The sequence below is a fragment of the Kitasatospora sp. NPDC038210 genome (genome assembly GCF_055600605.1).
In genome coordinates this window covers 84,985-100,841 of record NZ_JBVJYK010000028.1, presented here as the reverse complement: position 1 = coordinate 100,841, position 15,857 = coordinate 84,985, and the positions used below count along the sequence as shown (strand labels likewise).

Below are 15,857 nucleotides of genomic sequence, written 5' to 3'. Positions count from 1 at the left end.
CCAGCGGACCCTCCGGGCTTCGTTCTTTCGTGTTTCCAGCTTATCAGATGTTTTCCGCTCCGTTTCCGGGGCTTCGTTCATCCGACTCGCCGGTGCCTTCTGGGGTTTGACGCCCCGTCCGACGTTTCAAACTCTAGCCGATCCCTGCCCCGAAAGGCGAATCGACCGCAATCCGATAAAACGAGCACGCCGAATAAGAACCGAGCCGCGACGCAGAAATGCGAACGCAACCCAGCCCGAACCTGGGAAGTGGTGTTTCAGAGGATTGGCCGCCCCGGGACCGTCCGCGCAGACGCGTGTCCGGTGCTCCCTGCCGAGCAGCTCGAAGAACTCTACGCGCTTCTGGGGCCGGATGCAAACGGCAGGCAAAAGCGCGCCGGCCTGGCCCCGGGGAGAGGGGTCCGGCCGGCGCGCCGCGCGGGACGGGCTCAGTTGTTGGTGGGGAAGCCGAGGTTGATGCCGCCGTGCGACGGGTCCAGCCAGCGCTGGGTCACGGCCTTGCCGCGGGTGAAGAACTGCACGCCGTCCGGGCCGTACGCGTGGGCGTCGCCGAACAGGGAGGCCTTCCAGCCGCCGAAGGAGTAGTAGGCGACGGGCACCGGGATCGGCACGTTGATGCCGACCATGCCGACCTCAACCTCGAACTGGAAGCGCCGGGCCGCGCCGCCGTCGTTGGTGAAGAGGGCGGTGCCGTTGCCGTACGGGTTGGCGTTGATCAGCGCCAGGCCCTCGTCGTAGGAGGAGACGCGCACGACCGAGAGGACCGGGCCGAAGATCTCGTCGTTGTAGACGGACATGCCGGGCTTCACGTGGTCGAACAGCGTCGGGCCGAGCCAGAAGCCGTCGGCGGTCGGGGTGCCGTCCTTGTCCTCGGCGGTGACCGGGTGCTTGCGGCCGTCCACCGCGAGGTCGGCGCCGTCGGCGACACCGGACTCCACGTAGGAGGTGACCTTGTCGCGGTGCTGGCCGGTGACCAGCGGGCCCATCTCGGAGTCGCCGTTGCAGCCCGGGCCGACCTTGAGGGTGGCGACCCGCTGCTTGATCTTCTCGACCAGCTCGTCGCCGATCGGGTCGACCGCGACCAGCACGGACACCGCCATGCAGCGCTCGCCGGCCGCGCCGAAGCCGGCGTTGACGGCGGCGTCGGCGGCCAGGTCCAGGTCGGCGTCGGGCAGGACCAGCATGTGGTTCTTGGCACCGCCCAGGGCCTGCACGCGCTTGCCGTAGCGGGTGCCGGTCTCGTAGACGTAGCGGGCGATCGGGGTGGAGCCGACGAAGCTGACGGACTTGATGTCCGGGTGCTCCAGCAGGCGGTCGACGGCCACCTTGTCGCCGTGCACGACGTTGAAGACGCCGTCCGGCAGGCCGGCTTCCTTCCACAGCCCGGCGAGGAAGTTGGCGGCGGACGGGTCCTTCTCCGAGGGCTTCACCACGACGGTGTTGCCCGCCGCGATGGCGATCGGGAAGAACCACATCGGCACCATCGCCGGGAAGTTGAACGGCGAGATGACGGCGACCGGGCCGAGCGGCTGGCGGATCGAGTACACGTCGATGCCGGTGGAGGCCTGCTCGGTGAAGCCGCCCTTGATGAGCTGCGGGATGCCGCAGGCGTACTCCACGACCTCCAGGCCGCGGGCGATCTCGCCCAGGGCGTCGGAGTGCACCTTGCCGTGCTCCGACACGATGATCGAGGCCAGCTCGTCGCGGCGGGCGTTCAGCAGCTCGCGGAAGGCGAAGAGCACCGTCGACCGCTTGGCGACCGAGGCGGTGCGCCACTCGGCGAAGGCCGAGGCGGCGGCGGCCACGGCCTGGTCCACCTCGGCGATCCCGGCGAAGTCGACCTGGCCGGCGACCTGGCCGGTGGCCGGGTCGAAGATGTCACCGCGGCGGGGCGCCGCACCGGCGGTGGCGACCGGCTTGCCGCCGATCCAGTGAATGATGTGCTTGCTCAAGGTCCGTCTGCCTCCGAAGTCCCGGGCGGCATCCTGCCGCCGGTCCGGTGTGGCGCCGCCCGTGAATGGGCCGGGCGACGGGATTCACGGGGCTACCGCGCTCGCCTTCCAGTCTGGTCCCCGTCCCGGCCCTGCTCAACGAACAGGCTGACGGGGATCTCGGATTCAGCCTTACAGGTCGTCGGCCGCTACTCCGAACGTGCTCCGCCCACGCCCGGGGGGTCTCCGCAGGCCAGGGTGCCCGCACGCCAGCGCGCCCGCAGGCCACGGCGCCCGCAGGCCCGGGGCCGCCCCGGGCCGGAGCCACCGCTCCCCCGCCCCGCGCCGCATCCTCCGGGACGCGTCTAGGACTCCTCCTCCGAGGACGGATCCCCCGGGTACGGGTCCTCCAGGTACGGATCGTGCAGCCCGTCCGCCGCCTCCTGGGTCTCCAGCAGGTCCAGCCGCAGGTCCTGCGCCCATGCCAGCGCCCAGCGCTTCAGTCCGGCCACGGCCCTGGCCGGGACGCCCCGGGCGCGGAACCGCCCGTCCGCCGCCTCGGCGAGCGTCTCCAGCCGGTCGGCGAGCGCGGCGGGCTGGAAGTCCGGGTCCAGTTCCCCTGCCAGCGCGAGCAGTTCGCCCTCCCGGTAGCAGCGGGTCAGCGCGTGGACGTCGACCAGGTCGCGCGGCATGCCCCGGTCCACGAGCAGCGCGGTGGTCAGCGCCGCCGCGTCCTCCAGGGCCACGACCGGCAGCACCGCAGGCGGCTCGTCCGGCCCGGGTGCGCCCAGGTCGAGCCGGACCGACCGGTGACCGACCGGTTCCTTGCGCAGTTCCACGGTGTGCGTCCGGCCGCCCAGCGCCAGCCGGACGGTGAGCTGCTCCAGCCGCGGGGTGCCCGGACGCTCGGCCACCCCGCCACCTGCCGCGCGGTACGCCCCGGCGAGCGCTTCGGCCACCTCGGGCAGGTCGGCACCGCCGGTCACCAGGGTGAGCCCGTCCTGTGCGCAGGCCGCGACGCCGTGGGCGCGCAGCGCGTGTCCGCCGGCCAGGGCGAGGCCGTGCCGGTCACAGACCGGCGCGGCGAGCCCGGCCAGGCGCAGCTGGGCCGGGCCCGGTCGGAGGGACGCGTCTACGGCGTGCGGAGCGGTGGTCACGCCTCCAGTCTGACGCGACCGCCCGCGCCGTGCGCCACCGTCGCGCCGCACGCCACCGTCGACCCGCTCACCACCGTTGCCCGCGCGCCACCGTCGCCCCGTGCACCACCGCCGGCCCGCTCACCACCCGCCGAGACCCGCCGCGGCCTCGTGCAGGCCGAGCTCCAGCAGCACGGGGTCGGTGAGCCGCCCGGAGCCGTCAGGCGGAACGAGCCAGCGCACGCCCCGACTGCTGCGCCCGGGGTGCGGGACGACGATCCAGGTGCCCTCCCCCGCGCTGCGCACGCCCGTGCCGATCCAGCGGGCGGCGGTGCCGACCGGCACCAGGAAGCCGAGGTGCTCCTCGCCGGAGTCGGTGAGGACGGGGCCGCAGAGGACGGTGCCCAGGATCTCCAGTGCCCGGCGTCCGAGCCGTCCGGGGACGGAGAGGACGTCCCAGCGCCGGCCGGCCGGCAGCAGCACCAGGCCCAGCCCGGTGCGTTCCCACCGCTCCAGGAAGGCCTCCGGGTCCGGTGCCACCTGTACGAGCCAGTGCAGTCCGGTGTTCTCCATGTCTGTCCCCGCTTCTCGCTTCTCGCCGTTCGTACAGTTCGGGCGGCGGGAATGACCGGGACCCGCCGTCACCAGGGAGAGGCGGACGGCGGGTCCCTCTTACACGGGTCCTGAGCACTCGGGTGGTGGACGTTCACCCGGTTGGATGCACCAGGTCAGCTGTCGAAGCCCAGCCCCAGCCGGTCGAGCGTGCGCAGCCAGAGGTTGCGGTGGCCGCCGTTGCGGTCGGCCCGCTCCAGCGACCGGGTGGTGATCTCGATCCCGGCCCAGCGCACCGGTTCGGGCGGGAACGGCAGCGGCTTGCTGCGGACCATCTCCAGCGAGGTGCGCTCGGTGCGCTCGCCCGCGAGCAGGTCGAGCATCACCTCGGCGCCGAAGCGGGTCGCGCCGACGCCGAGCCCGGTGTAGCCGACCGCGTACGCGACCTTGCCCCGGTACGCGGTGTCGAAGAACGCCGAGAACCGGCTGCAGGTGTCGATCGCGCCGCCCCAGGCGTTGGTGAAGCGCAGCCCCTCCAGCTGCGGGAAGCAGCGGAAGAAGTGGCCGGCCAGGGTGCGGAAGGTCTCCGGCCGCTGGTCGTACTCGTGCCGGACGTGCCCGCCGTAGTGGTAGACCGCGTCGTAGCCGCCCCAGAGGATGCGGTTGTCGGCGGAGAGCCGGAAGTAGTGGAACTTGTTGGCGCTGTCCCCGAGCCCCTGCCGCCCGCGCCAGCCGATCGAGGCGAGCTGCTCGTCGGTGAGCGGCTCGGTCATCAGCGCGTAGTCGTACACCGGGACGACGTACGGGCGGACCCGCTTGAGCAGGGAAGGGAACACGTTGGTGCCGAGGGCGACCCTGCGGGCGAAGACCCGGCCGTACGGGGTGCGGGCGGCCATGCCGCTGCCGTGCTCCCGCAGGTCGGTGGCCCGGGTGTGCTCGAAGATCCGCACGCCCTGGCTCAGGCAGGCGTCCTTGAGGCCCCAGGCGAGCTTGGCGGGGTGGACCATGGCCACGCCATCCTTGTCCCAGAGGCCGCCGAGGAAGGTCGGCGAGTTCACCTCGGCGCGCAGCTGGTCGGCGTCCAGGACGGTGATGTCGAGGCCGTAGCGGGCGACCGCCTCGGCGACCTCATGGAGTTCCTCGACCTGGTGGGGCTGGGTGGCCACGTCGATCTCGCCGGTGCGCTCCCACTCGGCGTCGATGCCGTAGCGCTTGAGGGTGGCCTCGATGCCGTCGAGGTTGGCGGCACCGAGGCGTTCCAGCTGGGCGAGTTCGGACGGCCAGCGTTCCAGGCCGTTGCCGAAGCCGTGGGTGAGGCTGGCCGCGCAGAATCCGCCGTTGCGCCCGGACGCGGCCCACCCGACCTCGCTGCCCTCGACGAGCACGACGTCCAGGGAGGGGTCGCGCTCCTTCGCGATCAGGGCGGTCCACAGGCCGGAGTAGCCGCCGCCGACGACCAGCAGGTCGCAGGTGGTGTCGCCGACCAGGGCGGGCAGCGCCGTCGGCCGGCCCGGGTCCTCCAGCCAGAAGGGGGTGGGCCTTGCGTCACTGAGTGCGCGGGCGGAGTCCATGCATTATCAGCCACTTTCTACGGATAGATGACAGTACGAGCCACCGCTGACCGACCGTACGTCAGGCGGTGGCCTTCCTCCGGTTGCCGAGCCACTGGCCGGCGACGGTCAGCACGACCGCGGCGAGGAACATCGCGGTGCCGATGACGTTCACCTGCACCGGGATGCCGCGCTGCGAGGCGCCCCAGACGAACATCGGGAAGGTGACCGTGGTCGGGCCCGAGTTGAACTGGGTGATGATGAAGTCGTCGAAGGAGAGCGCGAAGCTGAGCAGCGCTCCCGCCGCGATGCCCGGCGCCGCCAGCGGCAGGGTGACCCTCAGGAAGGTCTGGACGGGGGTCGCGTAGAGGTCCTGCGCGGCCTGTTCGAGCCTCGGGTCCATGCTCATCACGCGCGCCTTGACCGCCGTCACCACGAAGCTGAGGCAGAACATGATGTGCGCGATGAGGATGGTGGTGAAGCCGAACGGGATGCGCATGTTGAGGAAGAGCGTCCCGAGCGAGGCGGCCATGACCACCTCGGGCATGGCCATCGGCAGGAAGATCATCGCGGTGGTGGCCGAGCGGCCGCGGAAGCGGTAGCGGGCCAGCGCGAAGGCGACCATGGTGCCGAGCACGGTGGCGCCGATGGTGGCGAACACCGCGATCTGCAGGCTGAGCGAGAGCGACTGGCACATGTCGGCCACGCCGCAGGGGTTGGTCCAGGCGTCGGTGGAGAACTCGTTCCACTCGTAGTTGAACTTGCCCACCGGCTTGTTGAACGAGAAGGCGAGCACGACCAGGTTGGGCAGCACCAGGTAGGCGAGGGCCAGCAGGCCGGCCAGCACCACCAGGTGGGCGCGGACCCACTTCAGAATCCGGGACATCAGACCAGTTCCTCCGTCCCGGCCTTGCGCATGTAGACCGTCACCATGCCCAGGATCAGGGCCATCAGGATGAAGCTCAGCGCGGCGGCCGTGGGGTAGTCGAGCACGTTCAGGAACTGCTTCTGGATGCCGTTGCCGACCATCTGCTCGCTCGGCGAGCCCAGCAGCTGGGCGTTGATGTAGTCGCCGGACGCCGGGATGAAGGTCAGCAGGGTGCCCGCGACCACGCCCGGCAGCGAGATCGGGAAGGTGACCTTGCGGAAGGTGGTGAACGGCCGGGCGTAGAGGTCGCCCGCCGCCTCGTGCAGGCGCGGGTCGATCCGCTCCAGCGAGGTGTACAGCGGCAGGATCATGAACGGCAGGAAGTTGTAGGTGAGGCCGCAGACCACCGCGAGCGGCGTGGCCAGCACCCGGTCGCCGGAGGTGAGGCCGACCAGGTTGGTGAGGTCCAGGACGTGCAGCGCGTTCAGCGCGCCGACCACCGGGCCGCCGTCGGACAGGATGGTCTTCCAGGCCAGCGTGCGGATCAGGAAGCTGGTGAAGAACGGCGCGATGACCAGGATGAGGATGACGTTGCGCCAGCGCTTGCTCGCCTTGAAGGCGATCGTGTACGCGAGCGGGTAGCCGACGGCCAGGCAGAGCACGGTGGCGACGGCCGCGTACGAGAACGAGCGGACGAAGTGCCACTTGTACTCGACCAGGGCGTCCCAGTACGTCGAGAAGTGCCAGGTGACCTTGAAGCCCTCTTCGAGCGAGCCCGTCTGCAGCGAGGTCGACCCCTGGTAGACCATCGGGACGGCGAAGAAGACGACCAGCCAGGCGATGCCCGGCAGCAGCAGCCAGTACGGGGTGAGCTTGCGCCTGGGCTTGCGCTCCGCCACCAGCGGGACGACTTGGGGCGGCGCGGCCGGGGTGGTGGTGGTCATGCGGCCTCCTCCGCCGTGCCCGCGTCGATCGCCTGCGAGGCGTCCAGGGCGAAGGAGTGCGCCGGGTTCCAGTGCAGCCGGACGGCGGCGCCGGGGACGATCCGGGCGTCGCGCTCCATGTTCTGCTCGAAGACGGTGACCTCCTGGCCGCCGTCGGTGCGCACCACGTACTGAGTGGAGACGCCGATGAAGCTGGAGTCGAGCACCGTGCCGGCCAGCTTGTTGCGGCCGTCGGCGACCTCCTCGGAGGCGTGCGTGATGGTGATCTTCTCCGGGCGCACGCCGAGATGGACGCGCTTGGCGTCGGTGGCGCAGCGCGCCCTGGGCACGGTGAGGCGGGCGCCGGCCGCGCTCAGCAGCAGGTCGCCGCCCTCGCTGCCGGTGACCTCGGCGGGCAGCAGGTTGGACTGGCCGAGGAAGTTGGCCACGAAGGTGGTGGCGGGGTTCTCGTACAGCTCGGCGGGCGCGCCCAGCTGCTCGACCCGGCCGCCGTTCATCACCGCGATGGTGTCGGCCATGGTCATGGCCTCCTCCTGGTCGTGGGTGACGTGCACGAAGGTGATGCCGACCTCGGTCTGGATCCGCTTGAGCTCCAGCTGCATCTGCCGGCGGAGCTTGAGGTCGAGCGCGCCGAGCGGCTCGTCCAGGAGCAGCACCTGCGGGTGGTTGATCAGCGCGCGGGCGACGGCGACGCGCTGCTGCTGGCCGCCGGAGAGCTGGTGCGGCTTGCGCCGGGCGTACTGGCCGAGCTCGACCAGCTCCAGCATGTCGTCGACCTGCTTCTTGACGTCCTTCTTGCCGCGTCGGCGCAGGCCGAAGGCGACGTTCTCGAAGATGTCCAGGTGCGGGAAGAGGGCGTAGCTCTGGAAGACGGTGTTCACCGGCCGCTTGTACGGGGGCAGGGCGGTGACGTCCTGGCCGCCGATCAGCACGGTGCCGCTGGTGGGCTCCTCCAGGCCGGCGATCATGCGCAGGGTGGTGGTCTTGCCGCAGCCGGAGGCGCCGAGCAGGGCGAAGAAGGAGCCCTGGGGGACGGTCAGGTCGAGCGGGTGGACGGCGGTGAAGGCGCCGTAGGTCTTGCCGATGCCGGTGAGCCGGACGTCGCCGCCGGCGGCCGAGTCTCGCTGCTGGTCTGTCATGGGTGGTGTCTTCCTGGGTCTCTCTGCCGGGAGGGGGGTCAGGCGCCGATGAGCTTGGAGAACTTCTGCTCGAAGTCGCTCTCCTCGCTCTCGGTGAGCGTGCGGAACACGTGCGCCTTGGCCGCCATCTCGGGGGTGGGTACGACCAGCGGGTTGGCCGCGGAGTCCGGGGCGAGGGTGGCGAGCTCGTCCTGCATCCCGGTGACGGCGGAGACGAAGCCGATGCCCGCGACCAGCTGCGCCGCGATCTTCGGCTGATAGTAGAAGTCGATCAGCTTTTCCGCGTTCGCCTTGTGCTGCGCCTTGGCCGGAACCAGCATGTTGTCGGTCGAGGAGAGGAAGCCCTTCTCCGGGATGACGAACTCGATGTCCGGGTTGTCGGCGCGCAGTTGGATCAGGTCGCCGCCCCAGGCGATGCAGGCCGCGATGTCGCCGGAGGAGAGTTCCTGGCCGTAGTCGTTGCCGGTGAAGCGGCGGATCTGCTTGCTGTCGACGGCCTTCTGCAGCCGGGCGATCGCGCCGTCGAAGTCGTCGGCGGTGAACTTCGCGGAGTCCTTGCCCTGGTCCAGCAGCACCATCCCGATGCTGTCGCGCATCTCGGAGAGGAAGGTGACCCGGCCCTTGAGCTCGGGGTCGTCCAGCAGTTGGGAGACGCTGGTGACCTCCTTCCCCTTGGTCGCCTTCTTGTTGTACGCGACGACGGTCTGGATGCCGGCCCACGGGTAGGAGTAGAGCCGGCCCGGATCCCAGTCGGGAGCTCGGAAGCGCGACTCGACGGTGGTGATCGCGGTGGTCACGTTCGCCGGGTTGAGCTTCTGCACCCAGCCGAGCCGGATCAGCCGGGCGGCCATCCAGTCGGTGAGCACCATCAGGTCGCGGCCGGTGTCCTGCCCGGAGGCGAGCTGCGGCTTGATCTTGCCGAAGAACTCGACGTTGTCGTTGACGTCCTCGTTGTACCTGACCTTGATCCCGGTGGCCTGGGTGAAGGCCTCCAGGGTGCCGTGCTTCTCCTTGTCGTTCTCGTCGGTGTCGACGTACAGCGGCCAGTTGGAGAAGGCGACCTCCTTCTCCGTGTCCGAGAGGTCCTTGGCGGCGTTCGCGGTGGAGTCTCCGGTCGCCCGGGGGGCCGCCGGGATGCCGCACGCGGCCAGGGTGCCGGCTCCGGCGGTGAGGGCGGCGGCGCGCAGCAGGGTGCGGCGGCCGAGTGCGGCCCGGCCGCTGGTCAGGCTGCGCTCCCAGGCCCTGCGGACCGGTTCGGGCAGACCGTCGGTGAGCTCGTTGAACGCCATGGAACGGGCCTCCTGGGGGAGAGAGGGGCGTGGGGGGAAGCGCCCTTGTCCGGGGGTTATCTGTCTCCGAAGACGGTGCGGTGCCAGTCCTTGCGGGCCACCGCGGTGGTGTCGAACATGACGTGCTTGACCTGCGTGTACTCGTCCAGCGAGTACTGGGACATGTCCTTGCCGTAGCCGGACGCCTTGTAGCCGCCGTGCGGCATCTCGCTGATGATCGGGATGTGGTCGTTGACCCAGACGCACCCGGCCGCGATCTCCCGGGTGGCGCGCAGCGAGCGGTGCACGTTGCTCGTCCAGGCGGAGGCGGCCAGGCCGTAGGGGGTGTCGTTGGCCAGCCGCAGGCCCTCGTCGTCGCCGTCGAAGGGCAGCACGACCAGCACCGGGCCGAAGACCTCGCCCTGGACGACCTCGCTGTCCTGGGCCGCGCCGGTGATCAGGGTGGGCGGGTAGTACGCGCCCCGGGTGAGGTCGCTGCCGTCGTGGCCCTTCTCGGGCACGCGGCCGCCGGTGACCACGGTGGCGTAGCCGCGGGCGCGCTCCACGAAGCCGGCCACCCGGTCCCGGTGGGCGTACGAGACCAGCGGGCCGAGGTCGGTCCGCGGGTTCAGCGGGTCGCCGATCCGGATCGCCGCGAACAGCTCGGCCACCCCGGCCACGAAGGCGTCGTACAGCGGGCGCTGGACGTACGCGCGGGTGGCGGCGGTGCAGTCCTGGCCGCCGTTGATCAGCGAGGCGGCGACGGCACCGTGCACGGCGGCATCGAGGTCGGCGTCGTCGAAGACCACGAACGGGGCCTTGCCGCCGAGCTCCAGGTGGGTGCGCTTGACGCTCGCGGTGGCGAGCTCGGCGACCCGCTTGCCGACCCCGGTGGAGCCGGTGAAGGAGACCATCGCGACGTCCGGGTGCCCGACCAGGTGCTCGCCGGCGGTGCGCCCGGCGCCGGTGACCACGTTGACCACGCCGTCCGGGATGCCCGCCGCCGTGCAGGCCCCGGCGAACATCAGCGAGGTCAGCGGGGTCAGCTCGGCCGGCTTGAGCACGATGGTGTTGCCCGCGGCGATCGCCGGGAGGATCTTCCAGGCGGCCATCTGCAGCGGGTAGTTCCACGGCGAGATCGAGCCGACCACGCCGATCGCCTCGCGCCGCACGTACGAGGTGTGGTCGCCGGAGTACTCGCCGGCCGCCTTGCCCTCCAGGTTGCGGGCGGCACCGGCGAAGAACGCGGCGTTGTCGATGGTGCCGGGAACGTCGAACTCGGTGGCCAGCTTGACCGGCTTGCCGGTCTGCGCGGTCTCCACCCGGGCGAGGTCGCCGCAGGCGTCGGTCAGCACGGCGGCCAGCCGGGTGAGCGCCTCGGAGCGCGCGCCGGGGGTGGCGGAGGACCAGCCGGGCAGCGCGGCCTTCGCGGCGGCGACGGCCGCGTCGACGTCGTCGGTGCCGGCCAGCGCGACCTGCTCGACCACGCTGCCGTCGGCGGGGTTGACGACCTGGAAGGGCTCGCCGCTCCCCCGGGCCGGGCGGCCCGCGATGTACTGCGCGCCCGCGCCGAAGTCGGTCAGGTCCATCTGGTTCCTCCAAGTGCCGGTGGTACGACTGAGCGACGGAGCGCCGCCTCCGCGGTGGGGGTCTGCGGGGGCGGGAGTCCGTCCTGTCGATCATCGGGGTTGCGCGATCCTGGCAGTCCGGACACGTCCGGACAAGGGATTCCACGGTTGCGTTCCGGTCACTGCGACGGATTCCGCCGTGGGGTCGGTTTTCCGCCACAGCCGACCCGCTGACCATGCCCGGTGCCGCCGGGGCGTGACAAGGGTCACTGCGACAATCTCGGCACGAAGGGCCTTACAGGGTGCAAGGGTCCGGGCAGGGCGACAGGTCGTCTCGGGGATGGATGATTCACCTGACACTCTGACCGCCCCCGCCGACGCCCGCCCCACTCCAGCCCCCGCCCTGCACATGGAGGCCCGCGATGCTCCCCACCGTCGCCCGCGTACTCGACCTGGAGGTGATGCGGCGCGGCCTGCCCCAGGTCGTGGCCGGCGCCGACCACCTGGAGCGCCCGGTCCGCTGGGTCCACGTGAGCGAACTGCCCGACGTCGCCGGGATGCTCCGGGGCGGCGAGCTGGTGCTGACCACCGGCATCGCACTGCCCGAGGACCGCGAGGGCCTGGCCCGCTACGTCCGCGAGCTGGACGAGGTCGGGGTGGCCGGCCTGGTCGTCGAGTACGGGCGGCGTTACTTCGACGCCCTCCCCCGCGCCCTGGTGAACGCCGCCGAGCAGCGCGGACTGCCGCTGATCACGCTCCGCCGCGAGCTGCGCTTCGTCGCCGTCACCGAGGCCGTGCACGCCCTGGTGGTCAACGCCCAGCTGGAGCAGCTGCGCATCTCCGAGTCCGTCCACCAGGTGTTCAACGAGCTGGTGGTGGAGGGCGCCGAGCCGCCCGAGGTGATCCGGCAGGTCGCCCGGATGGCGGGCGGGCCGGTCGTCCTGGAGAACCTCGCCCACCAGGTGCTCGCCCACGACGCCGCCGGACGCCCGGAGGCCGAGGTGCTGGAGGACTGGGAGCGCCGCTCGCGCGGGGTCCGTCCGCCCGGCCGCACCGGCCACGACCCGCGCAGCGGCTGGCTGGTCACCACCGTCGGCGCCCGCGGCCAGGACTGGGGCCGGCTGGTGCTGGTGCAGGAACCCGGCCCGCTGCCCGAGGGCGAGGCCCACCCGCACAGCATGCTGCTGGAGCGCGGCGCCTCCGCGCTGGCGCTCAACCGGCTGGTGGTCCGCGACCGGGAGAGCCTGGAGCGGCAGACCCACCGCACCCTGCTCTCCGGCATCCTCACCCACGCGCTGACCGTCTCCGAAGCGGCGCTGCGCGCCCAGGCGCTCGGCGTCCCGCTGGAGGGCCGGCGGCTGGTCGGCGTGGTGCTGCGGCAGCGCCGCGGGCCGATCCCGGCCGCGCTGGAGGCGCAGGCCCGGCTGCGCGACTTCACCGAGCTGGCCGCGGGCGCGGTCCGGTCCTGCCGGCTCTCCGCGCTGGTCGGCGCACTGGACGACGAGGCCGTCGGCCTGCTGATCTCGCTCGGCGCCCAGCAGGACGAGCACGCCGCGCTGGACTCCTTCTCGGCCGCGCTGCGCCGGATGTCGGCCGAGGCCGGCCGCGAGGGCACCGACCCGGCGGGCCCGGTGGTCGCGGTCGGCTCCTCCGTCGGCTCGGTCCGCGACGCCCGGCGCACCCTGCTGGAAGCCACCCAGGTCGCCGACGCCGCCCTGCACGACGTGCCCGGCGGCGGCCGCACCTCCTCCTACTACCGGCTCCCGGACGTCCGGCTGCGCGGCCTGCTCCACCTGCTGCGCGACGACGCCCGGCTGCAGACCTACGTGGAGCGGGAACTGGGGCCGCTGCTGGCCCACGACGCCGAACACAACGGCCAGTTGGTCCAGATGCTGCGGATCTACCTGGAGCAGGGCCGGAACAAGTCGGCCGCGGCGGACGCCGCGCACCTGTCCCGGCCGTCCTTCTACGACCGGCTGCACAAGGTCGAGCGGATCCTCGGCGTCGACCTCGACCAGGTCGAGTCCTGCCTCTCCCTGCACGTCGCGCTGCTCGCCCTGGACGCCGTGCGGCGCTAGCGCCCCGCCCCTCGCACCCGGTGGTGCGGCCTCACACCCCGGTGATGCGCCCCCAGACCTTGTGCAGCGCGGGCCGCTCGGCCGAGGCGACGTCGCGCATGGTGCGCAGCCGGGCGCGCATCTCCTCGGTCGGGAAGACCAGCGGGTTCTCGGCGAGTTCGGCCTTCTCCTTGTCGCCGCTGGCCGCCAGCACCTCGCGGGCGGCCGGCACCGGGCAGATGTACTGGACGAACGCGGCGAGCTCGGCGGCCACTTCGGGCCGGTAGTAGTGGTCGACCAGCAGTTCGGCGTTGCGCTTGTGGGTGGCGCGGTTGGGGATCATCAGGCTCTCCGCCCACAGCTCGCCGCCCTCCTCCGGCACCACGAACTCGATGTCCGGGTTCTCGGCGGTGAGTTGGACCGCGTCGCCGGAGTAGGCCTGGCAGGCGAGCGCCGCTCCGGAGGCGAGGTCGCTGGTGTAGTCGTTGCCGGTGAAGCGGCGGATGTGGCTGCTGTCGACCATCCTCTGCACCAGGTCCATCGCCTTGTTCGCGTCGTCGTCGTCGAACGCCGAGATGTCCGCGCCCTGGGAGAGCATCAGCAGCCCGAGCGCCTCGTCCAGCCCGGCGAACAGCGTGACCCGGCCCTTGAGGTCGGGCGCCCACAGGTCCGCGGTGGACTTGATCTCCCGGCCGAGCGCCTTGCGGTTGTAGGCGATGCCGGTGATCCCGGACTGCCACGGCACGCTGCGCCGGCGCCCGGGGTCGAAGGCCGGGTTCGCGAGCTGCGGGTCGAGGTTGGCGGTGACGTTGGGCAGGTTCGCCCGGTCCATGGCCTGCACCCAGCCCAGCGAGACGTACCGCCCGGCCATCCAGTCACTGACCACCATGAGGTCCCGGCCGGGGTCGGCGCCCTGGGTGAGCACCGGGCTGATCTTGCCGAAGAACTCGTCGTTGTCGTTGATGTCCTCGGTGTAGGTGACCTCGATCCCGGTCCTCTCGGTGAAGGCCTCCAGGGTCGGCCGCCCGCCCTGGTCGTCGGTGTCGATGTACTGCGTCCAGTTGGAGAAGGCGAGCCGCCGGTCGCTGTCCGACCGGTCCGGCGCGGAGCGGCGTTCCTCGGCGACGTACGCGGACGGGATCCCGCAGCCGGTCAGCGTGCCGGCACCGAGCAGCGCGACCCCGCCGAGCACGGAACGTCGGCGCACTGGACGGGAGTCGGACGAGCGGCGGGTCAGGGTGGTGCTGGGCATGAGCGGCCTTCCGGAGCGTGGGACGGCCCCGGCACGCACACGGGTGCCGGGGCCGTCCTGGTAGGAACGTCAGACAGTGTGCGCGTCGGTGAGCGACAGCACCTCGTCCAGCACCGCGAGGCCGGTCTTGGCCTCCTCCTCGGTGACGGTGCAAGGCGGGACGACGTGGAAGCGGTTCATGTTGACGAACGGCCAGAGCCCGCGCTGCTTGCAGGCGGCGGCCAGCTCGGCCATCGGCGCGTTCGCGGCGCCCGCGGCGTTGTAGGGCACCAGCGGCTCGCGGGTCTCCCGGTCCTTCACGAGGTCGAGCGCCCAGAACACGCCGAGGCCGCGGACCTCGCCGATCGACGGGTGCCGCTCGGCCAGCTCGCGCAGACCGGGGCCGAGCACGTTCTCGCCGATGTGCTTGGCGTTCTCGACGATGCCCTCCTCCGCCATCGTGTTGATGGTCGCCACCGCGGAGGCGCAGGCCAGCGGGTGGCCGGAGTAGGTGAGCCCGCCGGGGAACGCCCGCTCGGCGAAGGTGGCCGCGATCTCGGCGCTGATCGCCACGCCGCCGAGCGGCACGTAGCCGGAGTTGACGCCCTTGGCGAAGGTGAGCAGGTCCGGGGTGACGCCCCAGTGGTCGGCGGCGAACCACTCGCCGGTGCGGCCGAAGCCCGCCATCACCTCGTCGAGGATGAACACGATGCCGTGGCGGTCGCAGATCTCCCGCACCCCGGCCAGGTAGCCCGGCGGCGGGACGAGGATGCCCGCGGTGCCGACCACGGTCTCCAGGATGACCGCCGCGACGGTGCCCGGCCCCTCGAACGCGATCACCTCCTCCAGGTGCCGCAGCGCGCGCTCGCACTCCTGCGCCTCGTTCTCGGCGTGGAAGTTGGAGCGGTAGGCGTACGGGCCCCAGAAGTGCACCACGCCGGAGACGCCGGTCTCGTTGGCCCATCGCCGCGGGTCGCCGGTGAGGGCGATCGCGTTGGCGGTGGCGCCGTGGTACGAGCGGTAGGTGGAGAGCACCTTCTGCCGGCCGGTGTGCAGCCGGGCCAGCCGGATCGCGTTCTCGTTGGCCTCGGCGCCGCCGTTGGTGAAGAAGACCTTGTCCAGGTCGCCCGGGGTGCGCTCGGCGATCAGCCGGGCGGCCTCGCTGCGCGACTCGACCGCGAAGCCGGGTGCGATGGTGCAGAGCTTCGCCGCCTGCTCCTGGATCGCGGCGACCACCTTCGGGTGCTGGTGGCCGATGTTGGTGTTCACCAGCTGGGAGGAGAAGTCGAGGTAGCGGTTGCCGTCGTAGTCCCAGAAGTACGAGCCCTCGGCGCCGGCCACCGCGAGGGGGTCGATCAGCGCCTGGGCGGACCACGAGTGGAAGACGTGCGCGCGGTCGGCGGCCTTGACGGCCTGGCCGGCGGCTGAGTCAGCGGTGGGGATGCTCATGCTTGGTAAGGCTAGGGCCGACCACCGGCGAAGTGCAGTTCCATCTTGTCAGCCGGTCGCGCGATCGGTCGACAGGGTGCAAAGACACCGGGCCCGGGGCGGAAAGCCCCGGGCCCGTTGTCATTTCGACCGTTGATCGCTACATCAGATGGCGGTCATACCGC

Annotated in this window: 12 protein-coding genes; 1 reads left to right on the top strand and 11 read right to left on the bottom strand. The window is 71.6% G+C overall.

What is annotated here, in order from left to right:
• Positions 1-428: 428 nt before the first annotated feature.
• The 9 genes from ACZ7KX_RS36085 to ACZ7KX_RS36045 all read right to left on the bottom strand — a co-directional run bounded on the left by ACZ7KX_RS36085 (position 429) and on the right by ACZ7KX_RS36045 (position 10,977).
• Positions 429-1,952 carry a CoA-acylating methylmalonate-semialdehyde dehydrogenase gene (locus tag ACZ7KX_RS36085; RefSeq protein ID WP_470330184.1) on the bottom strand — a complete coding sequence of 508 codons (1,524 nt, stop codon included), beginning with the start codon at positions 1,950-1,952 and terminating at the stop codon, positions 429-431.
• A 344-nt stretch (positions 1,953-2,296) separates the two neighbouring features.
• Complete coding sequence (locus ACZ7KX_RS36080) at positions 2,297-3,088, bottom strand: nucleotidyl transferase AbiEii/AbiGii toxin family protein (RefSeq protein ID WP_470330183.1); 792 nt, start codon at positions 3,086-3,088, stop codon at positions 2,297-2,299.
• A 120-nt stretch (positions 3,089-3,208) separates the two neighbouring features.
• The gene (locus ACZ7KX_RS36075) at positions 3,209-3,640 is read right to left on the bottom strand and encodes a bifunctional DNA primase/polymerase (protein WP_470330182.1); all 432 of its coding nucleotides are present in this window, start codon (positions 3,638-3,640) and stop codon (positions 3,209-3,211) included.
• A gap of 155 nt (positions 3,641-3,795) precedes the next feature.
• Entirely contained in the window at positions 3,796-5,190 is a 1,395-nt protein-coding gene (locus tag ACZ7KX_RS36070; protein WP_470330181.1) for an NAD(P)/FAD-dependent oxidoreductase, read from the bottom strand.
• 61 nt (positions 5,191-5,251) lie between these two features.
• Positions 5,252-6,055, bottom strand: coding sequence for an ABC transporter permease (locus ACZ7KX_RS36065; RefSeq protein ID WP_350524560.1), 804 nt, complete (start codon positions 6,053-6,055; stop codon positions 5,252-5,254).
• Complete coding sequence (locus ACZ7KX_RS36060; RefSeq protein ID WP_470330180.1) at positions 6,055-6,981, bottom strand: ABC transporter permease; 927 nt, start codon at positions 6,979-6,981, stop codon at positions 6,055-6,057. Before ACZ7KX_RS36060 ends, ACZ7KX_RS36065 begins: the two co-directional genes overlap by 1 nt.
• Positions 6,978-8,120: an ABC transporter ATP-binding protein gene (locus ACZ7KX_RS36055; protein WP_350631285.1), complete on the bottom strand. Its 1,143-nt coding sequence runs from the start codon at positions 8,118-8,120 to the stop codon at positions 6,978-6,980. Before ACZ7KX_RS36055 ends, ACZ7KX_RS36060 begins: the two co-directional genes overlap by 4 nt.
• Positions 8,121-8,158: 38 nt before the next feature.
• The gene (locus ACZ7KX_RS36050) at positions 8,159-9,409 is read right to left on the bottom strand and encodes a polyamine ABC transporter substrate-binding protein (protein WP_350524563.1); all 1,251 of its coding nucleotides are present in this window, start codon (positions 9,407-9,409) and stop codon (positions 8,159-8,161) included.
• A 56-nt stretch (positions 9,410-9,465) separates the two neighbouring features.
• Positions 9,466-10,977 (bottom strand): gamma-aminobutyraldehyde dehydrogenase, encoded by a 1,512-nt coding sequence (locus ACZ7KX_RS36045; protein WP_470330179.1) that lies wholly within the window; start codon positions 10,975-10,977, stop codon positions 9,466-9,468.
• Positions 10,978-11,378: 401 nt separating this feature from the next.
• Between ACZ7KX_RS36045 and ACZ7KX_RS36040 the strand changes: the two genes are divergently transcribed.
• Positions 11,379-13,034, top strand: a complete 1,656-nt coding sequence (locus ACZ7KX_RS36040; protein ID WP_470330178.1) for a PucR family transcriptional regulator — start codon at positions 11,379-11,381, stop codon at positions 13,032-13,034.
• 31 nt (positions 13,035-13,065) lie between these two features.
• Here ACZ7KX_RS36040 and ACZ7KX_RS36035 read toward each other — a convergent pair whose 3' ends face one another.
• Both ACZ7KX_RS36035 and ACZ7KX_RS36030 read right to left on the bottom strand, forming a co-directional pair.
• Positions 13,066-14,265, bottom strand: a complete 1,200-nt coding sequence (locus ACZ7KX_RS36035; protein ID WP_470330177.1) for a polyamine ABC transporter substrate-binding protein — start codon at positions 14,263-14,265, stop codon at positions 13,066-13,068.
• Between the two features lie 69 nt (positions 14,266-14,334).
• A complete protein-coding gene (locus ACZ7KX_RS36030) occupies positions 14,335-15,693 on the bottom strand; it encodes an aminotransferase class III-fold pyridoxal phosphate-dependent enzyme (RefSeq protein WP_470330176.1) in 1,359 nt (452 codons plus the stop codon).
• Between the last annotated feature and the right edge of the window lie 164 nt (positions 15,694-15,857).